Origin of the sequence: Streptomyces sp. SCSIO ZS0520 (genome assembly GCF_025643355.1) — a bacterium.
Lineage (GTDB): Bacteria > Actinomycetota > Actinomycetes > Streptomycetales > Streptomycetaceae > Streptomyces > Streptomyces physcomitrii.
This window is the reverse complement of record NZ_CP092644.1, coordinates 436,564-460,654: the sequence shown is the minus strand read 5'-3', so window position 1 is coordinate 460,654 and position 24,091 is coordinate 436,564. Positions and strand designations below refer to the sequence as shown.

Genomic DNA, 24,091 nt, shown 5'->3' with positions numbered 1-24,091 from the left:
CGCCGTCAGCCGTCAGCCGTCAGCCGTCAGCCGTCAGGCACTCGGCGTTCGGAGTTCGACCCGGGCTTCGGCGCAGGCGGGCGGATGCCGAGCGGTGGCCCGTGCCTCCGGTCGCTCGCTTCCGAAGGGCGCGGGACCTTGCTGCACGGGGTCCCGTCCCCGAGATGTCGCCTCCGAGATCCCGTCCCCACCCCCCGGACGAAGGACCCGCCATGACACCCCCCGCATCCCCCTCTTCCGGTACCCCCGCGGAGGGTGCCCTGTCCCGGCGTGGAGTGCTGCGTGCCGGTGCCGTCGCCGGTGCCGCGTTCTCGCTCGCCGCGGTGCCCGAGTTCGCGCCGCCGGCCGCGGCGGTGACCCGGCCGGAGAGTGCGCCGCTGGTCCCGGCGGCCGAGGCGCTGACCCTCTGGTACCGCAGCCCCGGAGCCCCCGGCGCGCTGATGCGGGAGGGCCTGCCGGTCGGCAACGGACGCCTCGGGGCGCTGGGCAGCGGGCATCCGGCGCGGGAGGAGTTCACCGTCACGGACGCCGCGATGTGGACCGGCGGACCCAATGCCGCCCTGGACGACGAGGGCCAATTCCCGTACGGCGCGGAGGACTTCGGCAGCTTCGGGCAGCTCTGCCGGCTCCGGCTGGAGGTCGCGGGCCACACCCCGGAGGCCGTCACCGGCTACCGGCGCACCCTCGACCTCAGCAACGGCCTGGTGACCGCGGCCTACGGTTTCGAGGGCACCGACCATCGGCGGGAGGTGTACGCCAGCGCCCCCGACGACGTCCTCGTGGTGCGGCTCGGGCAGCGCGGCGGCGGTGTGCTGACCGGCGCGCTGGAGCTCGCGGGGACGCGCGGCGAGACGGTACGCGCCGACAGCGGGGCCGCGACGGTGTCCTTCGCCGCCGAGCTGCCCAACGCGCTGGCGTACGCGGCCCTCGTGAAGGCGGTGGTCCGCGGCGGAAAGGTCTCCGCGGCGGGCTCACGGATCACCTTCGCGGGCTGTACGGAGGTCCTGCTCATCGTCTCCGGCGGCACCAACTACACGGCGCGCCCCGAGACCGGGTACCTCGACCCGGAGCGCGAACCGCTGGCCCTGGCCGTCGCGAAGGCCGAGGCGGCGGCCAGGGCCGGGGGCGAGGCGCTGCTCGCCACCCATGTCGCCGACTACCAGCGGCTGCACCGGCGCACCGCGGTCAGCCTCGGCACCTCCAGCGCGGAGCAGCGGGCCCTGGACACCCCGGCCCGGCTCGCCGCGCGAGCCGCCGAGGGTTCCGCGCCCGATCCCGAACTGGAGGCCTCCTACCTGCAGTTCGGCCGGTATCTGATGATCTGCGGCTCGCGCGGCGGCGGGCTGCCGCTCAACCTCCAGGGGCTGTGGATCGACCGCGACGACCCGGCCTGGATGAGCGATTACCACACCGACATCAATGTGCAGATGAACTACTGGCTGCCCGACCGCCTCGGGCTGCCGGAGTGCTTCGAGACCCTCACCGACTACTGCCTGAGCCAGCTGCCGCACTGGGAGTCCGCGACCCGGGAGCTCTTCAACGACCCCCGCAACGGCTTCCGCAACACCTCCGGGAAGATCGCGGGCTGGACCGTCGCCATCTCCACCAATGTCTGGGGCGGCAACGGCTGGTGGTGGCATCCGCCCGGCAACGCCTGGCTGTGCAACTCGCTCTTCGAGCACTACCAGTACACCGGGGACACCGGCCGACTGCGCCGGATCTACCCGCTGCTCAAGGGCGCCTGCGAGTTCTGGGAGGCGCGGCTGATCACCACCACGGTCACCGATCCCGCCACCGGCGAGAGCCGCGAGGTGCTGATCGACGACCACGACTGGTCCGCCGAGCACGGCCCCACCGACGCCCGCGGCATCACCTACGCCCAGGAACTCGTCTGGCAGCTGTTCCGCAACTACCGCACGGCCGCCGCCGTCCTGCGCCGCGACGGCGACTACGCGCGGACCATCGGAGGGCTCCAGGACCGGCTGCACCTGCCGGGGGTCAGCCGTACCACGGGCTGGCTCCAGGAGTGGATGACCGACGAGAACCTCGGCGAGACCACGCACCGCCATCTCTCGCCGCTCGCCGGGCTCTTCCCCGGCGACCGGATCACCGTCGAGGACTCGCCGAAGGAGATCGTCGAGGGGGCGACCGCGCTGCTCACGGCGCGCGGCATGGACACCTACGGCTGGGCGAGCGCCTGGCGGGCCCTGTGCTGGGCCCGGCTGAAGAACGCCGACAGGGCCTACCGGCTGGTGCTCGCGGTCCTGAAGCCCTCGGTGGACCACGGCAACGGCAGCGCGCCCAACTTCTTCGACATGTACCGGCTCGGCGCCACCAGTTCGGTCTTCCAGATCGACGCCAACTTCGGCATCCCGGCCGCGATGGCCGAGATGCTGGTCCAGTCCCGGCCGGGCCGCGTGGAACTGCTGCCCGCCCTGCCCGGCGCCTGGTCCGCTTCGGGCAGCGCGCGGGGCCTGGGCGTACGCGGCGGCTTCACCGTGGACCTGCGCTGGCGCGCGGGCCGGGTCACCGAGGCCACGCTGCACGGCAGGCCGGGGGCGCGTACCACCGTGGTGATCGGCGGGCACCGGCGGCCGGTGCGGATCCCCGCGGGGGGCGCGGTGCGCGTGGAGGGGTGAGCGGGGTGCCGGGTCCGTTCTCGTACGGGGGCGGGCCCGGCGGCGGCTATCCGGTGCGCCGCTGAAGGCGGGGGCGGACCAGGGCCTCCCACAGGAAGAGCGCCAGGACCCCGAGCACCAGCCAGAACTGGTAGGCGCCGAACTCGCCACGGCGTACGTACTGCTCGTCGGCGAGGAGCACCAGGGCGGTGAGGCCGCCGAAGGCGAGGCGTCGGCGGCGCTCCTTGCGCCGGCCCCGGCCCGCCTTGCCCGCGAGGCGCGCCGCGTACACCGCGACGTCCCCGTAGGCCTGTTGGGCGCCGGTGCCGGAGGCGGCGAGATGCGAGCGGACCTCGGCGGTGTGGCCGCGGGCCTCCCGGAAGCCGAGCCCGTGGCGGCCGCGGAGCAGCCCGCCGAGGCGGCGGATCCAGCGCGCGTCGTCCGGTTCCTCGGCGGGCCCGCGGAACCAGTCGTCGGTGCCGGGGCCGGAGAAGGTGCGCACCGTGGCGGCGAGCAGCGCCGAGACGATCAGGACCACGGGGGTGGGCAGTTTGAACAGCGGGTCGTCGGAGAGGCCCGTCCCGGCCGCGATCGCCCCCGAGAGGAGCCCGGCCGCGGCGAGGCACCAGCCGCTCATCGCCCGGTGCCGCCCCGCGTTGTACAGCCCGGCGGCGACCCCGCAGGCGAGCACCGCGGCGGTCAGGAGCACCGCGAACAGCCCGGCGGCGGGGGAGATCCGGACCCGCATGCCTTCCTGCGCCCAGTGCACGCAGGTCAGCACGGCGGCGGTGAGGGCGGCGGCATAGCCGAGGGAGCGGAAGCGCTGGGCGGGGGTGAGCCCGGACAGGTCGACGGCGCCGGTGTGCTTCTCGCCGACGCGTTCGGCGGCGACGCTGTCCGCGTAGGCGCGCGGATCCCCGAGGAGTTCCTCGGCCGGTGCCCCCGACTCCTCGGTCAGCTCCCGGACTTCGGCGAGCGCCTGACCGGGCAGCGCCGCCGGGACCTCGTGGTGCAGGACGAGCCGCAGCTCGAAGGCGGCGGCCCAGCGGGCGTCCTCCTCGCGGGCCCAGTCGATGGTGTCCCTTGCGGTCATGGTGCCCCCGTGAGCGTGCCGACGGTCGTGATGAAGTCCTGCCAGTCGGACCTGTCCGCCGCGAGCCGCGCGCGTCCCCGGTCGGTGAGCGCGTAGTACTTGCGCCCCGGACCGCTCTCGCCCGGCGACCAGCGGACGGCCACGGCGCCCTCCTCGGCGAGCCGGGTCAGCGCCGGATACAGCGTCGCGGGCTTGACCCCGTCGAGCCCTGCCTCGGCGAGCCGGTTGATCAGCGCGTAGCCGTAGCTCTCGCCCTCGCTGTCCAGGATGCCGAGCAGGCAGAGCTGCAGGCAGGCGCGTATCCACGCGCCGTGTGATGGGCTCACGTCCCCCGCTTTCGGATCTCCCACTAGTACGAGATTTATACTACTGCGAGTCCTGGGCTTCAAGAGGTGCCGGGATGCGGGCAGTTGAGGCGGTTCGGGGCCGGACGGCCGCGAGGCCCCGCCGGGTCCGGGCGCGTGGCATGATCACGCCGTGAGAGCCTTCCGCGCCGCCCCGCGTCCTCCGGCGTTCCCCGGTGCCCTGATCCTGACCGCCGCGCTGTGCCTGCTCGCCACCGGCTGCGGTACGGAGCCCGGCGGCAGTGCCCGGGGTGCCGCGGCCACGGGCACCCCCGCGACCGCCCCTTCCGGCACCCCCGCGACCGCCCCCTCCGGCGCACCCGCCCCGATCCGCACCGAGCCGGTGGACATCCACCGCACCCCGTACGGCACGGACCCGAGCGCGCCCGCCGGGAGCCCCGGGCCCTGCCCCGCCTCCGGGCTGCGGATGGCGATGGGCCAGCCGGACGCGGCGATGGGGCTGCGCGTCGAACGGCTCACCGTCACCAACTGCGGACGCGCGGTGAAGACGCTCGCGGGCTACCCCCGGCTGCGGCTCCTCGGCGCCGATCGGGAACCCCTCGACGTACGGATCCTGCGCGGTACTTCGGCCATCGCGGGAGGCGTACGGGACGAGGCGCCGCGCTCCTTCACGCTCCGCCCCGGCGAGTCGCTGCACGCGAGCCTCGCCTGGCGCAACACCTACCAGGACACCTCGAAGCCGCCGGTGAACGCGGCCTACGTCGAGGCCGCCGCGGTGGCCGGGGCGCAGCCCGAGGTGGTGCGGCCGACCGCGCCGATCGACCTGGGCAGCACCGGCAGGCTCGGCCGCTCGGCCTGGTACCGGGCGCCCGGGGAGTCCGCGGCGCCGCGCTGAGGGCGCTGACCGGGGCACCCCGGGGAGTTCGCGCTCCGGTCGAGCCGATAGCCTCCATGCGCATGACCGACATTCGAACCCATGACCGGATCGTGGGTGAGCTCCAGCGGCCGCCGTCGCGCCCCCTCCTGCGTTTAGCCGCCTGCGTCACCGCGGCCCTGCTCCTCGCGGACCTCGGCACGCGCGCCTACAACCACTACGACCGGATACCGAGCCTGCGCAGGCTGGTGAACGTCGACCTGGAGACCAACCTGCCCGCCTGGTGGAACAGCACGCTGCTGCTCGCCGTGGCGGGGGTGGCGCTGATCGCCGCCATGCTCAGCGGGAGCGGCGCGCGCCCCGGGCGGCTGTCCTGGCTCGGGCTCGCGGCGGCCACCACGCTGCTCAGCATCGACGAGACGGTCTCCCTGCACGAGCGGCTCGGCGAGTTCGGCAAGTCGTGGAAGGAGTGGGCCGGGGTCTCGCTGCCGACCCACGCCTGGGTGGTGCCCGGGGCGCTCCTCGCGGCCGCGGGCACCGTGTGCGCGGTGCTCTGGGCGCGGAGGCTGCCGCGTGAGCTGCGGGTCGGCCTGCTGAGCGCCTTGGCGGTGTACCTGGGCGGGGCGCTGCTGACCGAGGCGTTCAACGGATGGGCGCACGAGAACGACTACAGCACCGTGCTCATGCTGGGGACGATCGTGGAGGAGGGCCTGGAGATGAGCGGCTGCCTCGTCGCCCTCGCCGTCCTCAGCCGGTACGTGGTCCTGGAGCGCGACCCGGAGTCCGGCCGCGCGGAGCTCCGGCTGCGAGACGGCCGGGCGGCCTCCTCCGCGGCGGCGCGCGTGCCCGGGCAGGACAGCCGCGGCGTGGAGTCGGACGCGGTGGGCAGCGCTTCGTAGCCGGAGATCCGCGGATGCGGCCGGGGGGACGGGCGCGCAGGCCGCGCGGACGGGCCGCGCGCGGGCGGCCGAGAGCCGGACGCGGCTGTCGGGGGGCTGCCGGGGCGGCGCGCTGATTTCACCCGCGCTCAACGGGGGCTTCACCGGGCCGGTACGGGATGTCAGACCCGCGTGGTGTCATGGGGGCATGATCGAAGACTTTCTCGCAACCGGCCTGTCCGCGGTGGAAGAGGCCGTCCGCAAGGCGGCGGCCGTGGAGGTCATGCCCAGGTTCCGGCAGCTCGCGGCCCACGAGATCGTCGAGAAGAACGGCCCGCACGATCTCGTCACCGTCGCCGACCGCCGCGCCGAGGAGCACCTGACCGCCGCGCTCACCCGGCTGCTGCCCGGCTCCGTCGTCGTCGGCGAGGAGGCCGTGCACGCCGACCCGGACACCTACCGGGCACTCCAGGGGGACGCCCCGGTCTGGATCGTCGACCCGGTGGACGGCACCCGGCAGTTCGTCCACGGCGACCCCGGCTTCTGCACCCTGGTCGCCCTGGCGCACCACGGCGTCCTGCACGCCTCCTGGACCTTCGCGCCCGCCCTCGACCAGCTCGCGGTCGCGGTACGCGGGCGGGGCGCCACCCTCGACGGCCGCCCCCTCGCCCCGGGCGCCCCCGCCGAGGACCGGATACTCGAGGTCGCGACCTCGCACCCCGACTACACCACCGAGGAGCAGAAGCAGGCCCTGCTCACCCTGCGGACCGAGGGCATACGGCCCCGGCCCTGCGGCTCGGCGGGGCTGGAGTACCTGGCGGTGGCGCGCGGCGAGCTGGACGCGACCGCCTTCTCCTGGGAGGCGGCCTGGGACCACGCCGCGGGCCTGCTCCTGGTGGAGGAGGCGGGCGGCGCCCACCTGACCCGCGAGGGCGTGCCCTTCCGGATCACCGGGGGCAACGCACTGCCCTTCACCGCGGCCCGGGACGAGGCCACCGCGCGGCGGATAGCCGGGCTGCTCGCGGCGGGTGCCTGAGCGGGTGCGACCGCGGCTCGGCCCGGCCACCGGGCCGCAGGGCACCCGGCATATCCTGAGGCGAGTGGTCGCCCGCTGACAAAGGAGTCCGAGGTGCCTTCGATGCTCGACGCGGTCGTGGTGGGCGCGGGCCCCAACGGGCTGACCGCCGCGGTCGAACTGGCCCGCCGGGGCATGGATGTCGCCCTCTTCGAGGCCCGGGACACCCTCGGCGGCGGGGCGCGCACCGAGGAACTCACCCTGCCCGGTTTCCTGCACGACCCCTGCTCGGCGGCCCATCCGCTCGGCGCGGGCTCACCCGTCTTCTCCACCATGCCGCTGGCGCGCTACGGCCTGGAGTGGCTGCACGCCCCGCTGCCGATGGCCCATCCGCTCCCGAACGGCTCCGCCGCGGTGCTCGCCCGCTCCGTCGCGGAGACCGGCGCCTCCCTCGGCGCGCACGACGCGGTCATCTATCGGCGCCTGGTGGCCCCCTTCGCGGGCAGATGGGAGACGCTGGCGCGCGACTTCATGCAGCTGCCGGGCACCGCGCTGCCCCGCGATCCGCTGACCCTCGCGCGCTTCGGCCTCGCGGGCGGGCCGCCCGCCACCTGGCTGCTGCGGCGCTTCCGCGACCAGCCCGCCAAGACCCTGCTCGCCGGTCTCGTCGCCCATATCAGGGCGCCGCTGACGGGTCCGGCCACCGGGGCGGTGGGCCTGGTGTTCGCGCTGGCCGCGCACGCGGTGGGCTGGCCGGTCGCGCGCGGCGGCTCGGGGCGCATCTCCGAGGCCCTCGCCGCCTATCTGAGGGACCTCGGCGGCAGCGTGCACACCGACTTCGAGGTCAAGCGCCTCGACGATCTGCCGCCCGCCCGCGCCTATGTCTTCGACACCTCGCCGACCGCCCTCGCCCGGATCGCGGGCCTCGGCCGCTACTACGCGGGCTACCGCTACGGCCCCGGCTCGTTCAAGATCGACTACGCCCTGGACGGCCCGGTGCCCTGGATCTCCGAGGACGCCCGCCGCGCGGGCACCGTCCACGTCGGCGCCGGCCCCCGGGAGATCAACGCCGCCCTGCGGGCCGTCTCCCGCGAGGACCGGCCGCCCACCGAGCCCTTCCTCATCACCGTGCAGCCCTCCCTCGCCGACCCCGGCCGCGCCCCCGAGGGCAAGCAGGTCTTCTGGGCGTACGGGCATGTCCCGGCCGGCTGGCGCGGCGACTTCACCGAGACCGTGGAACGCCAACTGGAGCGCTTCGCCCCGGGGTTCCGGGACCGGGTGCTCGCCCGGGCCACGGCGGGGCCGCCCGAGATGGCCGCGAAGAACGCCAACTACGTGGGCGGGGACATCGGTTGCGGCGCCTCGGACGGGCTGCAACTGCTGCTGCGCCCGAGGCTGACCCTCGCCCCGTACCGCACGCCCCGCCCCGCGGTCTTCCTCTGCTCCAGCGCGACGCCGCCCGGACCCGGGGTGCACGGCATGAGCGGGCACAACGCGGCCAAGGCGGTGTGGCGGCAGCTGCGCCGCCCCGCGCGCTGACGCCCCGCGGCGGACCCGGATCCGTACCGCCCTCCGCCGGGCGGCCGTCCGGCGGAGCGCCGTCCGTCAGGCGGCGTCCGCCGCGTCCGCCGCGCCGGACGCCCCCGAGGCCACCCCGAAGGCGGGCTCCGGCACCTCGCGCGGGGTGAGCAGCTGCGAGCTGCGGCCGTCCACGCCGACCGGTACCTCGCCGTCGATGGTGACGCGGCGCAGCGCGCGGTCGTGGTCGTCGGAGTCGTCGACGCCGTAGTGCTGGGTGGCCCGGTTGTCCCAGATGGCCACGTCCCCGGTCGCCCAGTGCCAGCGCACCGTGTTCTCCGGGCGTTCCACATGGGCCTGGAACAGCTCGACGAGGCGCCGCGAGTCCTGCCCGCTCAGCCCCTGGATCTTCTGCACGAAGTTGCCGAGCACCAGGGTGCGTTCACCGGTCTCCGGGTGCACCCGCACCACCGGGTGCTCGGTGGTGAACCGGGTGGAGAGGAAGACCTGCTGGAACTTCGCCAGCTGCTTCTCGCTCGCCCCGGGCCGGGCCCCGACGTAGTCGTACTCGTTGCTGTGCACGGCGCGCAGCGTCTCGGCCAGGGTGCGCAGCGGGGCGGGCAGGTGCTCGTAGGCGGTGGCGGTGTTGGCCCAGAGGGTGTCGCCGCCGTACGGGGGGATGGTCACCGCCCGCAGGATGGAGAAGGCGGGGTAGGCCGGTACGAAGGTGACGTCGGTGTGCCACTGGTTGGCCCGGCCGCCGAGGTCGGAGCCGGAGTCGATGCCGAGCGAGTAGCGCCCGTCCCGGGAGGGCACGGTGGGGTGCGCCACCGGGGTGCCGAGCAGCCGTGCGAAGGCCTCGTGCTCCGTCTCGTCCAGGTGGTGCTGGCCGCGGAAGAAGACCACCTTGTGGGCGAGGATCGCGGCCCGCACGGCGGCGAGGGTCTCGGCGGGGAGGTCGCCGCCGAGCCGTACCCCGCCGATCACCGCGCCGACCCGGCCGCCGATCTTCTCCACGGTCACGGCGGGGGAGGTCTCGGGGGCGGACGCGGCCGGGCGGGAGGGCGCGTGTGTGGCGGGGGCGGAGGTCATGGGAATCCCTTCGGAGTGCGGGAACCACCCGGCGGGCCTGCCGCGGACGGAAGCCGGAGAGCCGGCGGAATCACCGGGAGTGGGGGAGTGCGGAGGAGCGGGAGCGCCGGAGGGGCTCGCGGGGAAGGCTCCGGCGGACAGCCGGCCCGGGATCAGGCGCGGGCGGTCGCGGCGGAGCGGCCCGTACACGCCGCGGAGGCGAGGCGCTCCAGATCGACGTGGAGCCGCGCTACGAGGTGGGTCGTGACGGGCATGTGCCGGAGACTCGCAGGGCACCCTGCCGCCGTCAACAGCCGCCCGTCCGCCGCTCACCCCGCGCGGCAGCGGCTGCCCGCGCTCCCCGGGACCCCGGCCGCCGCCCCGCCGTCCCCGCGCTGACCTGCGTCAACAGCCTTGCCGCGCCCGTACGGTGAAGGCCTCGCCCCGGCCCCGAACTCCACGCGGACGGTCACCGGAGCTTTCATACGACTGCAATACACGCGGCATGCGCGACCGCCGTACCCGCGCCCCGCGTGGCCCCCTGCCCGCGCGCATCGCGACCCTCGTACCCGCGCCCCGAAGAGCCGTGGCAGGAGCCGGGGAACCACGAGGAAAGGCAGCACCCGGTGCCCCGAGCCGTCCGCGCACAGACGGCAGGGAGAACACCGGATGCTGCCTCGACGAGCCGCGCCCGTTCACCCGAGGGGCCGCGCCCCTCGGCGCGAGGAGCCGCGCCCCCTCAGCAGTCCTTCGCCCCGGTGTGCAGGGCGAGTGCCGTGTCCGGGGCGAGCGTGGCGGTGAACTGGCCGGAGCCGTCGACGCTCACCGTGCGCTTGCCCTGCACATCGCAGTACTCCCCGGCGGGCAGCCCGGTCTGGAAGGTGCGGTTCAGCTCGGTGGACTCGTGGTTGAGGGCCACGTACGCCTTGTCGCCCCGGCCGAAGGCGATCTGGTTGCCGCCGTTGTCCCACCAGTTGGTGACGTCCTGGCCGCGGGCGGTGTTGCGCCAGGCGACCATCGAGCTGATCTCGGGCCAGGCGTGCTGGCACTTCCAGCCGTCCTGGTAGCAGGCGTCCACCCGGCCGCCGTTCGGCGGCCCGGCGTCCTTCTCGCTCCACTCGTAGCCGGAGTGCACATCGGGGGAGGAGTAGGGCCAGGCCAGCATGAAGACGCCCGCGAGCGTATAGGCCGCGCCGTCCTTGTAGTTGAGGGTCTCGCCGTTGCGCTCGGTGTCGTGGTTGTCGACGAAGACGGCGGCCTGGGAGCCGGGCAGATAGCCCCACTCCTCGCCGAAGTTCTTCAGGTAGGCGAGCTTCTCGGAGGTGAAGACCCGCTTGAGGTCCCGGGCGTAGCGGAACTCCTGCACATCGCCGACGCCGGTGTACTCCCCGGGCTGCACGGCCTCCCCGCCACCGGCGATGAACTCCTGCTTCCAGTACACCCCCGGGTCGCTCAGCCGGGACTTGATGTCCGCCAGGTCCTCGGCCGGGATGTGCTTGGCCGCGTCGATCCGGAAGCCGTCCACGCCGAGCGAGAGCAGGTCGTTCAGGTATCCGGCGATGCCCGCCCTGACGTGCTCCTCACCGGTGTCCAGGTCGGCCAGGCCGACGAGTTCGCAGTGCTGGACGTTGAACCGGTCCTGGTAGTCGACGATCTCCGAGGTGCAGTCGTCGAAGTCGGCGGCGGCATAGATCCCCGGGTAGTCGTACTTGGTGTACGAGGAGCCGCCGGTCCCGGTGCCCGAACCGGCCGACATATGGTTGATCACGGCGTCCGCGACCACCTTGACCCCGGCGCTGTGGCAGGCCTCCACCATCTTCGAGAAGGCCGCCCGGTCCCCGAGCCGCCCCGCGATCTTGTAGCTGACCGGCTGGTACGAGGTCCACCACTGGCCGCCCTGGATGTGCTCGGCGGGCGGCGAGACCTGGACGTAGCCGTAGCCCGCGGGGCCGAGGCTGCGGCCGCACTCGGCGGCCACCGAGTCGTAGTCCCACTCGAAGAGGACGGCGGTCACGTCCTTCGCTCCGGGCGGGGCCGCCGCGGCCTGCCCGGGCGGGGTGAGCAGGGTGCCGCCGAGACCGGCGGCGGCCGCCACGGCCGCGGCGAGCGCGATCCGCGCGGGGCGGCGGGTCCTTCGGGTGTGTCCGGCGTATCTCCTTGGCATGGTTCCTCCTTGCACGTGGGGGTGCTGTCGAGGTGCGGGTGAGGTGGGGGAGTGCGGGCGGCCCGGGGTGCCGGGCCGCCCACCGTGCGGGGCCAGGGGCTCAGGCGGTCCACCACACGGTCGAGTCGGGCGGCAGCAGCACCTCGCCCTCGGTGCCGCGGGCGGGCTGCTCGGCCGTGCTGGCCAGGAGGAGCTGCCCCGGGGCCGGGAGGCGGACCGTGGCGCCGGTGGTGTTGGCGGTGCAGAAGAAGCGGGTGCCGTCCTCGGCGGTGCGCCGGAAGACGAGCACACCCTCGGGTGCGTCGAGCCAGGTCAGGGAGTCGCCCGCGCCGAGCGCCGGGTGTTCGCGGCGGGCGGCGAGCGCGGCGCGGTACAGCTCCAGGGTCGAACCGGGCACCCCCTGCTGCGCCTCCACGCTCAGCTCGCCCCAGCCCTCGGGCTGCGGGAGCCAGCTGCCGCCCTCGCCGAAGCCGTGCGCGGAGCCGCTACGCGTCCAGGGCAGCGGCACCCGGCAGCCGTCCCGGAAGCCGTCCTGCCCGTGCGCGCGGAAGTACGAGGGGTCCTGGCGCACCTCGTCCGGCAGGTCCACCACATCGGGCAGGCCCAGTTCCTCGCCCTGGTAGACGTAGGCGGAGCCGGGCAGCGCCAGCATCAGCAGGGTCGCCGCGCGGGCCCGCCGCAGACCGAGCTCCGGGTCGCCGGGGGTGCGCAGCTGGGTGCCGAGCCCGGGCGGGTTGGCGAAGCGGGTGGTGTGCCGGGTGACGTCGTGGTTGGAGAGCACCCAGGTGGCCGGGGCGCCGACCGGGCGCATCGCCTCCAGCGAGCGGTCGATGACCGCGCGGAGGTCGTCCGCGTCCCAGGAGGTGCTCAGATAGGGGAAGTTGAAGGCCTGGTGCAGCTCGTCGGGGCGTACGTAGGCGGCGGTGCGCTCGACCGTCGGGGTCCAGGCCTCGGCGACGAAGATGCGCTCGCCGGGGCCGCCGGAGCCCTCGGCCGCGTACTCGTCGAGCAGCCGGCGCCAGTCGCGGTAGATCTCGTGCACGCCCTCCTGGTCGAAGAAGGGGACCGCGCCGTTGTCCAGGAGCCGCAGCTCCTCGTGGTCGCCGAGGTCGGGCAGGCCCTCCTGCTTGACCAGGCCGTGCGCGACATCGATCCGGAAGCCGTCCACGCCCTTGTCCAGCCAGAAGCGCAGGATGGAGCGGAACTCGTCGGCGACCGCCGGGTGTTCCCAGTTGAAGTCGGGCTGCTCGGGGGCGAAGAGGTGCAGATACCACTCGCCGTCCGGGAGCCGGGTCCAGGCGGGGCCGCCGAAGAGGGAGGTCCAGTCGTTGGGCGGGAGTTCGCCGTCCTTCCCCTTGCCGGGGCGGAAGTGGTAGCGCCCCCTGAGCGGGGATCCGGGGCCCTCGGCGACGGCCCGCCGGAACCACTCGTGCCGGTCCGAGGAGTGGTTGGGCACCAGGTCGACGATGAGGCGCAGGCCCAGCGTATGGGCGTCCTCGATGAGGGCCTCGGCGTCCGCGAGGTCGCCGAACATCGGGTCGACGGTGCGGTAGTCGGCGACGTCGTATCCGGCGTCGGCCTGCGGGGAGGCGTAGAAGGGGCTCAACCAGACCGCGTCCACGCCGAGTTCGCGCAGATAGCCGAGCCGGGAGCGGACCCCCGCCAGGTCGCCCATGCCGTTCCCGTCGGCGTCGGCGAAGCTGCGCGGATAGACCTGGTAGATCACCGCGTCGCGCCACCACCCGGGGCGGGCGTCGGCGGTCAGCGTGGCGGTGCGGGTGCCGTCGGCGAGGTACTGGCTCATGGCGTCCTTGCTGCGTGAGGGGGAGGGACAGGGCGCGTGGGCGGGGGTGCTCAGCCCTTGGTGCCCCCGGCCGTCAGACCGGTGACCAGGTGCTTCTGCACCACGTAGAAGAAGGCGGAGACGGGCACCGCGATGAGTACCGCGGTGGCGGCCATGTAGTTCCACTGGGCGTCGTGTTCGCTGACGAAGCTGGAGAGGCCGACGGCGAAGGTGTACTTCTCGTCGTCGAGCAGGAAGGTGGAGGCGAAGGCGACCTCGCCCCAGGCGGTGATCAGGTTGTAGAAGGCGGCCACCGCGAGGCCGGGCTTGGCCAGCGGGATGATCAGCCGCAGGAAGGTGCCGAAGGGGGAGAGGCCGTCCACCCGGCCCGCCTCGTCGATCTCCACCGGGATGGTGTCGAAGTAGCCCTTGAGCAGCCAGGCGCTGTAGGGCACCGCGGTCGAGCAGTAGACCAGGATCAGCCCGCCGTAGCTGTCGATGAGCTGGAGCTCGGAGAGGATCTCGTACATCGGGACGATGAGGACGGCGATCGGGAACATCTGGGTGACGAGCAGCAGCCACATCAGCTTGCGGTAGCCGGGGAAGCGCATCCGGGAGACCGCGTAGCCGGTGGTGGCGGCGAGCAGCACCCCGATGACGGTGGTGCCCAGCGAGACGATCAGGGTGCTGCCGAGCCACTGGAAGAAGTTGGTCTCCTGGAGCACATGGGTGTAGTTGGACAGCGTCGCCTTGTCGAGGATCCGCGAGGGGTGCAGATAGTCGTCCTTGTCCGGCCCCAGCGAGAGGAAGACCAGCCAGACGATGGGGAAGAGGGCGATCAGGCTGGCCAGGCTGAGGACGGTGTGCGAGAGCAGCCGCGCCGTCCGGCTGCTCTCCCCGCGCCGCAGCACGCGCTCCGGAGCGGGGGCGGGCGCGGCGGGGCGGACCTCGGCGGGCGTCGGCTCGGTGGTGGTGGTCATCGGTGTCCTTCCTCAGGAGGCGAACTGCTCGCCGCGGGCGAGCCAGCGTCGGTAGAGGGAGGTGAAGACGATCAGCATCGACAGGAGCAGTACGCCGTACGCTGCCGACTGGGCGTAGTCACGGGGCTGTTGGCCGAAGCCGAGGTAGTAGGCCCAGGTCACCAGGATCTGCGCGTCGGGGGCGCCGGTGCCGAAGAGCAGGAAGATCACGGTGAACTGGTTGAAGGTCCAGATCACGCCGAGCAGCACGACCGTGGAGCTGACCGTGCGCAGTCCCGGCAGGGTGACGTAGCGGAAGCGCTGCCAGGCGTTGGCCCCGTCCATCTCGGCGGCCTCGTAGAGCGTCGCGTCGATGGACTGCAGGCCGCCGAGGAGCGAGACCATCATGAAGGGCACCCCGCACCAGGTGTTCACCATGATCGCGGCGAGGCGCTGGAAGAAGGGGTCCTCCAGCCAGGCCGGCTGGGGCAGGTGCAGCGAGCCGAGCGCGGTGTTGAGGAAGCCGCCGTCGGCGAGCATGATCCGCCAGGAGAAGACCGTGACGAAGGTGGGCACGGCCCAGGGCAGGATGAGCATCAGCCGGTAGGCGGTGCGGCCGCGCAGCTTCTGGTGCAGCAGCAGGGCGAGCCCGAGGCCGATCACGTAGTGCAGGGCGACGCAGCTGACCGTCCAGACGATGGTCCACACGAAGTGCGACCAGAAGCGGTCGCCGGAGGTCGGGCCCCAGAGGATGTCGGCGTAGTTGTCGAAGCCGACGAACTTGTAGGTGGCGTCGATGTGGTTGACGCCGATGGTGCGGGCCGAGTTGAGGCTGTCGGCATCGGTGAAGGTCAGATAGATGCCGCGGGCCAGCGGGTACCCGACGAGCACGCCGAGGACGATGACGACCGGGGCGATCATCGCGTACGCGTACCAGTGGCGGCGGTAGGAGCGGACCAGGCGCGCGCGGAGACCGGGGCGTGGTCCGCGCCCGGTGGCCGCGCGGTCGACGGCGACTGTCATCAGGCGACACCTTCTCGGGGATGTGCGGGGGCGGGTGGGTGGCCGCGGTCGCCCGCGGCCACCGGGCTCACTTCTTGAAGTCGGGCAGCAGACCGGCCATGGCCAGGTCCGCGTTCTTCAGGCCCTTGTCGAGGGAGACCCGTCCGCCGGCGATCTTCGGCAGTTCGGTGTCGAGCGGCGTCCACAGCGAGCTGTACTCGGGCAGTTCGGGCCGCGGCAGCGCGGTGCCGAGCACCTTCTGGAAGCCCGCGATGCCCGGGTCGGCCTTCACCTTCGCGGTGTAGGCGTCCTCGCGGGTCGGCAGCGTGGAGTTCTTCAGTGCGATGGTCTCCTGCGACTTCGCGGAGGTCATGAAGCCCACGAACTTCAGCGCGGCCTCCTGGTGCGCGGAGTCCGAGCCCGCGTACACCGAGAGGTTGTGGCCGCCGGTCGGGGCGCCCGCCTTGCCGGTGGAGCCCGCGGGCACCGGGGCGATGCCGAGGTTCCCCTTGTCCTTGAAGGCCTTGCCCTTGTAGAAGTTGGTGATCTCCCAGGGGCCCTGCAGGGTGGAGGCGGCCTTGCCGTTGACGAAGGCGTCCTGGATGTGGGCGTAGGCGTCCGCGGTGGTGTCCGCCTTGTGCAGGCCCTTGCCGGAGAAGAGGCCCTGCCAGGTCTTGATGCCCTTGACGGCCTCGGCGGAGGTGATGGTCCGCTTCTTCGCGGCGGCGTCGACGGTGTCGGTGCCCTCGCCGTAGAGGAAGGGCTGGGCGTAGTAGCCCTTGGTGGAGCCCCAGTAGCCGTCGGCGCCGGTCTTCGCCTTGATCTTCGCGGCGTCGGCGCGCAGTTCGGCCCAGGTGGCGGGCGGCTCGGTGATGCCGGCCTTCTTGAACAGGTCCTTGTTGTAGACGAAGGCGAGGGTGTCGGTGACCAGCGGGACGCCGTAGGTCTTGCCGTCGAACTGCGCCTGCTTGACGAGGTTCTGGCGGAAGGCCGACTTGTCGCTCAGGGCCTCGGTGCCGTCCAGCGGGAGCAGATAGCTCTTCTTGGCGAAGGCGGGGGTCCAGCCGACCTCGGCGCGCAGCACGTCCGGGGCGCCCTTGCTGCCCGCGGCGGTGTCGAACTTGTTCTGCGCCTTGTCGAAGGGGACGTTGACGTAGTCCACCTTGATGCCCGGGTTGGCCTTCTCGAAGTCCTTGACCAGGGCCTCGTAGGCGGGCTGTTCGTTGGTGGCGTTCGAGGTGTCCCACCAGGTGATCGTGAGGGGGCCGTCCGCCTTGCCGTCGTCGTCGCTGCTGCCGCAGGCCGTCGCCGCGAGCGCCAGGGACGCTGCCAGCGCGATGGCCGCTGTGCCACGCCGCATGAGATCTCCTTGAGGGTGAGGGGCCCAAGGACACCGCGCGGTCCCGTTGCGCCATGTCCGGGGGAAGCAGCACGACTTCCGGCTGCCGGGCGACGAGAACGTAACAGCGCGGAAAGCGAAGCGAAAGACCTTGCAGCAAAACAGTGCAAGGGCGGTGGCGTGATGTCCGGATGAGGGTGTATTGCCCCTGACTCTCGCCCTCTGTGCTGCACCGATGCCCGGCGGCTTCCTTGCGCAAGGAGTTGCAAGGTCTTGCCAGGAGTGGGTGTTGCGGGGATCATCACGACATCCGGTGGCGCCTCGGCCGCCGGTAGCCGAGGGAGCGCGATGCCGCAGGAGTCAGCAGGGGCCGGGTCAACTGCCCGTCCCGGAAGGCCGGTTGGTGAGCCTTCCGGCCCCCGCCCGGTAGGGTCCACCCCTGTGACCGCACGGCTCTCCGACATCGCCGCCCAGGCAGGGGTCAGCGAGGCGACCGTCAGTCGCGTCCTCAACGGCAAGCCGGGCGTCGCCGCCACCACCCGCCAGTCGGTGCTCGCCGCGCTCGACGTCCTCGGCTACGAGCGCCCGGTCCGGCTGCGGCAGCGCAGCGCGGGCCTGGTCGGGCTGATCACCCCTGAGCTGGAGAACCCGATCTTCCCGGCGCTGGCCCAGGTCATCGGCCAGGCGCTCACCCGCCAGGGCTACACCCCGGTGCTCGCCACCCAGACCCCCGGCGGCTCCACCGAGGACGAGCTGACCGACATGCTGGTGGACCGCGGGGTCAGCGGCATCATCTACGTCTCCGGACTGCACGCCGACACCACCGCCGACACCTCCCGCTACGAGCAACTGCGCGCCAGGGGCGTGCCGTTCGTCCTGGTCGACGGCTTCTCCTCGCGCGTGCAGGCGCCCTTCATCTCCCCGGACGACCGCGCCGCGATGGACCTCGCGGTCACCCATCTCGCCTCGCTGGGCCACACCAGGATCGGCCTCGCGCTCGGGCCCAAGCGCTTCGTGCCGGTCCAGCGCAAGATCGAGGGCTTCGTCCGCACCATGCACGAGCAACTCGGCCTGGACCGCGCGGAGGTGGCCGAGCACCTGGTGCAGCACTCGCTCTACACCCTGGAGGGCGGGCAGGCCGCCGCCACCGCGCTGCTCGGCCGCGAGTGCACCGCGATCGTCTGCGCCAGCGACATGATGGCGCTCGGCGCGATCCGGGCCGCCCGGCGGCAGGGCCTGCGGGTGCCGCAGGAGGTCTCCGTGGTCGGCTTCGACGACTCCCCGCTGATCGCCTTCACCGACCCGCCGCTGACCACCGTGCGCAAACCGGTGCCCGCGATGGGCCAGGCGGCGGTGCGCACCCTCCTGGAGGAGATCGAGGGCACCCCCGCCCCGCACAGCGAGTTCGTCTTCATGCCCGAGCTGGTGGTCCGGGGCTCCACCGCGAGCGCCCCGGGCGGCGCCAGGTCCGCGGCGGGCCCGGAGCAGCTGCCGGGGCCGCGGGGCTGAGGGGTGCCGGGTCGCGTCTTCCTCTTCAGCAGAGATGCCGTCGGCCTCGAAACTCGCCTCCACCAGCAGTTCGCCGACCGCCGCGTCAACCGCGTCAACAGCAGAAAGGAGTTCTTCTACGTCACTCCCACCGAGGTAGGAACTGCCCTGGAACGCTTCGCGGGCGAACACCTGGTGGAATGCACCGAAACTCCGCAAGCACCCGAGTGGCGGGCCGGCAAGACGGGCTGACCCATCTCGGTACGCCCGCTGACGGAGCGCGATGGGGATCGGACGTGCGACAGGGTTTCGGGTTTCTGCGGGGCTTTCCTGACGGCGCCGCGGATCGCGCCGCCTGGCCTGAGCCCGGTGACCCGGCCTTCCCCGTCCTGCCCTCGCTGCCGGACGCCCCCACTGGACCACGGCGGGAATCTACGACAGCACCAACCGAACGACAGACTCGCTGGTCCCCTGAGTAGTCCCGCCCTGAGCAATCCCGCCCTGAGTATTCCGTGAAAGCTCAGCATCCCTTTCAGAAGTGCGTCGTGGCTGTGCGCGCAGCCGGACGTGGCGGCGGAAACGAATCTCCCGTTCGGGGCCAAGTCCTCGTCGCGCTCCGACTCCAGAGGCTCGGGCATACGCGGGCGTGGCACGGCAGTTGGCCGTCCCGACGGCGGTCGTCACTCGGCCGAGACGGTGCTCCTGCGCTGGTTGGCCTGGAAGCGTGCCCTCTTCTGGCGGTTGCCGCAGGTGTTCATGTCGCACCAGCGGCGGGTGCGGCTTCGGCTGGTGTCGAAGAAGGCGGCTCGGCACGTCGGTGAGGCGCACAGGGCCAGCCGTCCATCCCGTTCACCCGCGATGATGCCGATCGCGTCGGCGGCGATCACGCCCAGGGCGTCCTCCAGGCCGGAGGCCGGACCCAGCCGCCAGTGGCGTTCTCCCTCGGGTGTCAGGACCGCCGAGGCCCCGCCCCGCCTGCTGCGGTCATTGAGGACTCGGACGGCGGATGCGGGCAGGGGCTCCCGGAGCGCGGCAGCGGTCGCGGCCGTGTGGATCGACTCCCGCAGTTTCCGGGCGAGGTCGAGCTGGTCAGGAGTGCAGGAGTCCACGTCGAGGCCGTACACCGCCAGCCAGTCCATGAGCCGTCGCGGCGTGGGGATGCGCTCCACGGCGTCGCCGTGACGCTCGGACAAGGTCCCCGTGAAGCTGGTCGCCAGCACGGATCCGAGGCGGAAGTCGGGGAACTCGGCACGCATGAAACCACCATAGCCGGTTGCGCGCAGGCGGGAGCGCGCGCTAGAACCGTCAATGCCGGTTCGCGAGTGAGTGCGGCCGGTACCGCGATGCCCAGGAGGTCCCCGTGTCCCACCCGACCGGTGACGTGTACGCGTTCACCGCCCGCGCCACCGAGGCCGAACTCGACGAGCTGCGCGCACGCCTGTCCGCGGCGCGGCTGCCGGAGACCGAGACGGTCCACGGCGCCGCACCCGGCCCGCGCCGGTGGAGCCAGGGCGTACCGCTCTGCGACCTCGTCGACGTCGTCCACTACTGGCGCACCGAGTACGACTGGCGGTGGTTCGAGGACCGCCTGAACGCGCTCGGCCAGTACCGCACCACCATCGACGGCCTGGGGATCCACTTCCTGCACCGCCGATCGGTACGCGCGGATGCCACCCCGCTGCTCCTGACCCATGGCTGGCCGGGCAGCATCGCCGAATTCATCGACGTGGTGGACGAATTGGCCGATCCGGAGGATGCCGAGGCGCCGGCGTTCCACATCGTGGCCCCGTCGCTGCCGGGCTTCGGCCACAGCGACAAGCCGACCACCACCGGGTGGGGGACCGGCAGGATCGCGACCGCCTGGGTGGAACTCATGCGCAGGCTCGGCTACGAGAGGTTCGCGGCCCACGGCGGCGACTGGGGCGGCGTGATCACGACCGTCCTCGGCGGCAGGTTCCCCGCGCATGTCCTCGGCATCCACACCACACTCGCGCAGGCACCCTCCGGCCTGACCACCGAAGGCCTGACGCCGACCGAACGCCGATGGGCCGAGGAGACCCGCGACTTCTGGCGTCACCGCGCGGCGTACGCGAAGCAGCAGGCGACCCGGCCGCAGACCATCGGCTACTCGCTCGTCGACTCACCGGTCGGACTCCTCGCCTGGATCCTCGACAAGTTCGCCGAATGGACGGACACCGACGACAGCCCCTTCGAGAGCATCTCCATCGACCGCATCCTCGACGACGTCACCCTGTACTGGCTGACCCGGACCGGCGCATCCGCGGCCCGGATCTACTACGAGAGCCACGGGGGCGTCGACGCCTTCGACCCCGGCCTCCGTGTCGACGTCCCGTCGGCCATCACCCTGTACCCCCGCGATATCGAGAAGTGCCCACGCCCCTGGGCGCGGCAGCGGTACCGGCGGATCGTCCGCTGGAGGACGGCGGAAGCCGGCGGCCATTTCCCGTCGCTGGAAGTTCCCGAGTACTTCGTCAAGGACCTGCGAGAAGGCATCACGGCAGTCCTGGCCGCCGACGGCCGGTGCCGGTGAACACGGGAACGAGCCCCTGGACCACGGTCCTGGCAAGCGTCCGTGGCGGGCGTGGCCGGCGTACGCGGGAGGACACCCCCGAGTCGCTGAAGGACGCCTTCGCCGCCCTCCTCGAATGCCTCACCGAGGTCGCCGGGGACGGCGTCCACCCGGGGATGTTCACCGAAGTGTTCTGGGCGGCCCTGCACGGCCTGGCGACCCTGACCCGAGCGGGCCGCCTGCGGCCTGAGGACGCCGGGCCGAGGGTGGAACTGCTGGTCGACCGGCTCGCCATGCACTGACACACCGTTTCGGGGGCGCGTGGCCGGGGCCTTCGGGCCCCTGCCGCCGCCTGCCGGCGGCCACGCTCCCGGTCACCCGCCCCCGCGCGGCGCAGCCGCAGATCGCCTGGCTCCGTACCCCGGACGGGATGCCCGCATCGGAGACCGTGACGCCTGCCGATCACGACCCGGTACGCGCCCTGCCCGGCGCTCGGTGCCGGTCCGGCCGCCGTCCCCACCGTCCCACTCCGGTGCGTGATGGCGAGGTCGGGGAAGGCCGGGCAGCGGAAGGAGGGCGATCCGGCGGTGTCGGTGGTGAGAGGTGCCGGTGGCAGCGCTCGGCGCGTGGTCGGGGCGAGCGGCTCTCACGAGGAGTCGCGGACCACCAGTTCCGTGGGGAGCACGATCTGGGCGCGGTCCGTGCTCCTGCCGGAGATCATGTCGAGCAGGACCCGGGTCATCGTGCGGCCCATCTCCTCTATCGGCTGGCGCACGCTGGTGAGTGCCGGGGTCATGTGACGGGCCACGACCGAGTCGTCGAAGCCGACGAGGGAGACGTCGTCCGGGACGCGGCGGCCCGCCTTGCCCAGGACCCGGCGGGCACCGGCGGCCATCACGTCGGAGGCGGCGAAGACCGCGTCCACGTCGGGGCGCCGGGCGAGCAGCTCGCGCATGGCCTGGGCGCCGCCCTCCTCGGAGAAGTCGGCGGGGGCGATCAGTCGCTCGTCGGGTTCCAGACCCGCGTCGCGGACGGCCCTGCGGTAGCCGTCCAGGCGGCTTCGGGCGGCGTGGACGTCGAGTCGGCCGGTGAGGGTGGCGATGGTGCGGCGGCCGCGCGTGACGAGGTGTTCCACCGCACCGCGGGCGCCCTCGAAGTTGTCCGAGTCGACCGAGGGGAGCGATTCGGCGGCGGATCTGCGGCCGTTCATCACGGCGGGCATGCCGAGCTGCTCCAGCAGGTCGGGGAGCGGGTCGTCGGCGTGCACGGAGACCAGCAGCACACCGTCCACGCGATGTGCGGCGAGGTACTGGGCGAGCCTGCGGCGCTCGCGGTCGCTGCCGACGAGGGTGAGCAGCAGCTGCATCTCCGTATCGGCGAGGGCGGCGCCGACCCCGCGCACGATGTCGGAGAAGTACGGTTCCGCGAAGAAGCGGCTCTCCGACTCGGGCACGACGAGCGCGAGGGCGTCGGTGCGGTTGGCGGCCAGCGCGCGGGCCGCGCGGTTGGGCACATAACCGAGCGCGGCGACGGCGGCCTCGACCGCCTCCTTGGTGCGGGCGCTGACGCGGGGCGATCCGTTGATCACCCGCGAGACCGTGCCCCGCCCGACCCCCGCCCGCGCCGCGACCTCTTCGAGCGTGGGCCGGCCCCCGCCGCGTACTCGCGCTGCCGTCATGACTGCCTCCGTTCGCGGTCAATTTCGCACAGTCGGATCACCAAACCAAGTCCTGGCGTTGGTTCCCTCGACACCCCGGCGGGACCGGTCGGCTGCACTCCCGTCCACCGTGAGGGGAGCGCTCCCCCGCTGCGTCCGCGGCCGAGCGGGACGCGCCGACCGGGGCGCAGGGCCGAGGCCCGGCAGACACACGCCGGGCCTCGGGGGAGGAGCGGTACGGGCAGGGCCGACTCGGACGATCAGATGCGGTCCTCCCGCGGGGGGAGGGCGTGGCGGCGGATCACGTCGGCGTACCAGTGGGCGCTGGCTTTCGGGATCCGGCGCTGGGAGGGGTAGTCCACGTACACCGCGCCGAAGCGCTTCGCATAGCCGTACGCCCACTCGAAGTTGTCCATCAGCGACCAGAGGAAGTAGCCGCGCACGTCCGCGCCGTCGGCCACCGCGCGCCGCACCGCGTCGAGGTGGCCGTGCAGGTACGCGATGCGCTCGGGGTCCTGGACCCGGCCCTCGGGCGAGACGTAGTCGTCGAAGGCGGCGCCGTTCTCGGTGACCATCAGCGGGGTGCCGGGGTTGTCGCGGGTGACGTCCATGAGCAGGCGGTGGAGCCCGTCGGGGTCGATCGACCAGTTCATGGCGGTGGTCGCCTTGCCCTCGGCGAGGTGGAAGGCGACGTGCTCGGAGCCGGGCCAGGGCGAGTGGTCGCTCGCGCCGTGGCCGTCGTCGCGGGTGTCGCCGCCACCCTCGGCGGGCGTGGAGACCAGGGTCGGCGTGTAGTAGTTGATGCCGAGGACGTCGACCGGGCGGGAGATCGCCGCCAGGTCGCCGTCCCGCACGAGCTGCGACCAGTCCACCAGGTGCGCGGTGTCCGCGAGCAGGTCCTGCGGGTAGGCGCCGTGCAGCATCGGGCCGGTGAAGACCCGGTTGCCGACCGCGTCGATGCGGCGGGCGGCGTCGGCGTCCTCGTCGCTCGATGTCAGCGCGCGGACCTGGTGGAGGTTGAGGGTGACCGAGGTCCGCGCGGCAGCGGGGAGTCGGCCGCGCAGAACCTCGATCGCCCTGCCGTGGGCGAGGTTGAGGTGGTGGGCCGCCCGCAGGGCGGAGGACGCCTCGGTGCGGCCGGGGGCGTGCACTCCGGAGCCGTAGCCGAGGAAGGCCGAGCACCACGGCTCGTTGAGGGTGGTCCAGGTGCCGACCCGGTCGCCGAGGGCGCCGGTCATGAGCGCGGTGTAGTCCGCGAAGCGCTCGGCGGTGGTGCGCTCCGGCCAGCCGCCCGCGTCCTCCAACTCCTGGGGCAGGTCCCAGTGGTAGAGGGTGGCGACAGGCGTGATGCCCGCCTCCAGCAGCTCGTCGACGAGCCGGCGGTAGAAGTCCAGGCCGCGCTCGACGGCGGGGCCGCGGCCGGTGGGCTGGACCCGGGACCAGGAGATGGAGAAGCGGTAGGCCTTCAGCCCCAGCTGCTTCATCAGGGCCACGTCGTCGCGGTAGCGGTGGTAGTGGTCGGCGGCGATGTCGCCGGTGTCGCCGTTGCGGACCTTGCCGGGGATGCGGCTGAAGGTGTCCCAGATGGAGGGCGTGCGTCCGTCCTCGGCGGCGGCGCCCTCGACCTGGTAGGCCGCGGTGGCCGCTCCCCACAGGAAGCCCGGCGGGAAGGTGCTGGCGGCCTCGGGCACCGGCTTCGGTGCGATGTCGGGTCGTACGGCAGTCATACGGGAGCTCTCCTGGGGGTGTGGCGGGCAGGGGCGGTGGCTGGGGTCGTACGGCCAGCGGGGCGGGGGC

Annotated in this window: 19 protein-coding genes and 2 pseudogenes; 9 read left to right on the top strand and 12 right to left on the bottom strand. The window is 73.0% G+C overall.

Annotated elements, in window-relative coordinates; all coding sequences use genetic code 11:
- Positions 1-212 precede the first annotated feature (212 nt).
- Positions 213-2,639, top strand: a complete 2,427-nt coding sequence (locus tag MID12_RS01605) for a glycoside hydrolase family 95 protein (protein ID WP_263164363.1) — start codon at positions 213-215, stop codon at positions 2,637-2,639.
- Positions 2,640-2,685: 46 nt separating this feature from the next.
- Here MID12_RS01605 and MID12_RS01600 read toward each other — a convergent pair whose 3' ends face one another.
- Both MID12_RS01600 and MID12_RS01595 read right to left on the bottom strand, forming a co-directional pair.
- Positions 2,686-3,711 carry a hypothetical protein gene (locus tag MID12_RS01600; RefSeq protein WP_263164360.1) on the bottom strand — a complete coding sequence of 342 codons (1,026 nt, stop codon included), beginning with the start codon at positions 3,709-3,711 and terminating at the stop codon, positions 2,686-2,688.
- Positions 3,708-4,037: a PadR family transcriptional regulator gene (locus MID12_RS01595; protein ID WP_040246244.1), complete on the bottom strand. Its 330-nt coding sequence runs from the start codon at positions 4,035-4,037 to the stop codon at positions 3,708-3,710. Before MID12_RS01595 ends, MID12_RS01600 begins: the two co-directional genes overlap by 4 nt.
- A gap of 151 nt (positions 4,038-4,188) precedes the next feature.
- Between MID12_RS01595 and MID12_RS01590 the strand changes: the two genes are divergently transcribed.
- The 4 genes from MID12_RS01590 to MID12_RS01575 all read left to right on the top strand — a co-directional run bounded on the left by MID12_RS01590 (position 4,189) and on the right by MID12_RS01575 (position 8,322).
- The gene (locus tag MID12_RS01590; protein ID WP_263164358.1) at positions 4,189-4,911 is read left to right on the top strand and encodes a DUF4232 domain-containing protein; all 723 of its coding nucleotides are present in this window, start codon (positions 4,189-4,191) and stop codon (positions 4,909-4,911) included.
- 62 nt (positions 4,912-4,973) lie between these two features.
- A complete protein-coding gene (locus MID12_RS01585) occupies positions 4,974-5,789 on the top strand; it encodes a hypothetical protein (RefSeq protein WP_186095411.1) in 816 nt (271 codons plus the stop codon).
- A 187-nt stretch (positions 5,790-5,976) separates the two neighbouring features.
- A complete protein-coding gene (locus MID12_RS01580) occupies positions 5,977-6,804 on the top strand; it encodes an inositol monophosphatase family protein (protein WP_040246242.1) in 828 nt (275 codons plus the stop codon).
- Positions 6,805-6,906: 102 nt separating this feature from the next.
- Positions 6,907-8,322 carry a phytoene desaturase family protein gene (locus MID12_RS01575; protein WP_263172795.1) on the top strand — a complete coding sequence of 472 codons (1,416 nt, stop codon included), beginning with the start codon at positions 6,907-6,909 and terminating at the stop codon, positions 8,320-8,322.
- 66 nt (positions 8,323-8,388) lie between these two features.
- On the opposite strand, the gene MID12_RS01570 is transcribed toward MID12_RS01575, so the two are convergent.
- The 7 genes and pseudogenes from MID12_RS01570 to MID12_RS01545 all read right to left on the bottom strand — a co-directional run bounded on the left by MID12_RS01570 (position 8,389) and on the right by MID12_RS01545 (position 16,640).
- Positions 8,389-9,393, bottom strand: a complete 1,005-nt coding sequence (locus tag MID12_RS01570; RefSeq protein WP_263164355.1) for a TauD/TfdA dioxygenase family protein — start codon at positions 9,391-9,393, stop codon at positions 8,389-8,391.
- A gap of 152 nt (positions 9,394-9,545) precedes the next feature.
- Positions 9,546-9,647, bottom strand: a complete 102-nt coding sequence (locus MID12_RS32230) for a putative leader peptide (protein WP_317633357.1) — start codon at positions 9,645-9,647, stop codon at positions 9,546-9,548.
- A 467-nt stretch (positions 9,648-10,114) separates the two neighbouring features.
- Positions 10,115-11,536 (bottom strand): annotated as a pseudogene (locus tag MID12_RS01565) (alpha-amylase); the annotation flags it as partial.
- A 100-nt stretch (positions 11,537-11,636) separates the two neighbouring features.
- Entirely contained in the window at positions 11,637-13,340 is a 1,704-nt protein-coding gene (locus MID12_RS01560) for a glycoside hydrolase family 13 protein (protein ID WP_263164353.1), read from the bottom strand.
- Positions 13,341-13,390: 50 nt separating this feature from the next.
- The gene (locus MID12_RS01555; RefSeq protein WP_263164351.1) at positions 13,391-14,299 is read right to left on the bottom strand and encodes a sugar ABC transporter permease; all 909 of its coding nucleotides are present in this window, start codon (positions 14,297-14,299) and stop codon (positions 13,391-13,393) included.
- Positions 14,300-14,311: 12 nt separating this feature from the next.
- Positions 14,312-15,301 (bottom strand): carbohydrate ABC transporter permease, encoded by a 990-nt coding sequence (locus MID12_RS01550; RefSeq protein WP_040246237.1) that lies wholly within the window; start codon positions 15,299-15,301, stop codon positions 14,312-14,314.
- A gap of 67 nt (positions 15,302-15,368) precedes the next feature.
- Positions 15,369-16,640 (bottom strand): extracellular solute-binding protein, encoded by a 1,272-nt coding sequence (locus MID12_RS01545; protein WP_263164348.1) that lies wholly within the window; start codon positions 16,638-16,640, stop codon positions 15,369-15,371.
- A gap of 420 nt (positions 16,641-17,060) precedes the next feature.
- Between MID12_RS01545 and MID12_RS01540 the strand changes: the two genes are divergently transcribed.
- Positions 17,061-18,128: a LacI family DNA-binding transcriptional regulator gene (locus tag MID12_RS01540; RefSeq protein ID WP_052482022.1), complete on the top strand. Its 1,068-nt coding sequence runs from the start codon at positions 17,061-17,063 to the stop codon at positions 18,126-18,128.
- A gap of 3 nt (positions 18,129-18,131) precedes the next feature.
- Positions 18,132-18,359: a GIY-YIG nuclease family protein gene (locus MID12_RS01535; protein WP_263164345.1), complete on the top strand. Its 228-nt coding sequence runs from the start codon at positions 18,132-18,134 to the stop codon at positions 18,357-18,359.
- 428 nt (positions 18,360-18,787) lie between these two features.
- On the opposite strand, the gene MID12_RS01530 is transcribed toward MID12_RS01535, so the two are convergent.
- Positions 18,788-19,363: a CGNR zinc finger domain-containing protein gene (locus MID12_RS01530; RefSeq protein WP_263164343.1), complete on the bottom strand. Its 576-nt coding sequence runs from the start codon at positions 19,361-19,363 to the stop codon at positions 18,788-18,790.
- Between the two features lie 104 nt (positions 19,364-19,467).
- On the opposite strand from MID12_RS01530, the gene MID12_RS01525 reads away from it, so the two are divergent.
- Both MID12_RS01525 and MID12_RS01520 read left to right on the top strand, forming a co-directional pair.
- Entirely contained in the window at positions 19,468-20,658 is a 1,191-nt protein-coding gene (locus MID12_RS01525; protein ID WP_263164341.1) for an epoxide hydrolase family protein, read from the top strand.
- A 65-nt stretch (positions 20,659-20,723) separates the two neighbouring features.
- Positions 20,724-20,939, top strand: a pseudogene (locus MID12_RS01520) (TetR-like C-terminal domain-containing protein); the annotation flags it as partial.
- A 344-nt stretch (positions 20,940-21,283) separates the two neighbouring features.
- Here the strand turns inward: MID12_RS01520 and MID12_RS01515 are convergent.
- Both MID12_RS01515 and MID12_RS01510 read right to left on the bottom strand, forming a co-directional pair.
- Entirely contained in the window at positions 21,284-22,315 is a 1,032-nt protein-coding gene (locus MID12_RS01515; RefSeq protein WP_040246228.1) for a LacI family DNA-binding transcriptional regulator, read from the bottom strand.
- A 239-nt stretch (positions 22,316-22,554) separates the two neighbouring features.
- Entirely contained in the window at positions 22,555-24,021 is a 1,467-nt protein-coding gene (locus MID12_RS01510) for a GH1 family beta-glucosidase (RefSeq protein WP_040246227.1), read from the bottom strand.
- Between the last annotated feature and the right edge of the window lie 70 nt (positions 24,022-24,091).

What these genes read in the sequence shown, in the direction of transcription:
- MID12_RS01605 (WP_263164363.1), top strand. Translation starts at nt 213, where the DNA reads ATGACACCCCCCGCATCCCCCTCTTCCGGTACCCCCGCGGAGGGTGCC.
- MID12_RS01600 (WP_263164360.1), bottom strand. Translation starts at nt 3,711, where the DNA reads ATGACCGCAAGGGACACCATCGACTGGGCCCGCGAGGAGGACGCCCGC.
- MID12_RS01585 (WP_186095411.1), top strand. Translation starts at nt 4,974, where the DNA reads ATGACCGACATTCGAACCCATGACCGGATCGTGGGTGAGCTCCAGCGG.
- MID12_RS01580 (WP_040246242.1), top strand. Translation starts at nt 5,977, where the DNA reads ATGATCGAAGACTTTCTCGCAACCGGCCTGTCCGCGGTGGAAGAGGCC.
- MID12_RS01575 (WP_263172795.1), top strand. Translation starts at nt 6,907, where the DNA reads ATGCTCGACGCGGTCGTGGTGGGCGCGGGCCCCAACGGGCTGACCGCC.
- MID12_RS01570 (WP_263164355.1), bottom strand. Translation starts at nt 9,393, where the DNA reads ATGACCTCCGCCCCCGCCACACACGCGCCCTCCCGCCCGGCCGCGTCC.
- MID12_RS32230 (WP_317633357.1), bottom strand. Translation starts at nt 9,647, where the DNA reads ATGCCCGTCACGACCCACCTCGTAGCGCGGCTCCACGTCGATCTGGAG.
- MID12_RS01560 (WP_263164353.1), bottom strand. Translation starts at nt 13,340, where the DNA reads ATGAGCCAGTACCTCGCCGACGGCACCCGCACCGCCACGCTGACCGCC.
- MID12_RS01555 (WP_263164351.1), bottom strand. Translation starts at nt 14,299, where the DNA reads ATGACCACCACCACCGAGCCGACGCCCGCCGAGGTCCGCCCCGCCGCG.
- MID12_RS01550 (WP_040246237.1), bottom strand. Translation starts at nt 15,301, where the DNA reads ATGACAGTCGCCGTCGACCGCGCGGCCACCGGGCGCGGACCACGCCCC.
- MID12_RS01545 (WP_263164348.1), bottom strand. Translation starts at nt 16,640, where the DNA reads ATGCGGCGTGGCACAGCGGCCATCGCGCTGGCAGCGTCCCTGGCGCTC.
- MID12_RS01530 (WP_263164343.1), bottom strand. Translation starts at nt 19,363, where the DNA reads ATGCGTGCCGAGTTCCCCGACTTCCGCCTCGGATCCGTGCTGGCGACC.
- MID12_RS01515 (WP_040246228.1), bottom strand. Translation starts at nt 22,315, where the DNA reads ATGACGGCAGCGCGAGTACGCGGCGGGGGCCGGCCCACGCTCGAAGAG.
- MID12_RS01510 (WP_040246227.1), bottom strand. Translation starts at nt 24,021, where the DNA reads ATGACTGCCGTACGACCCGACATCGCACCGAAGCCGGTGCCCGAGGCC.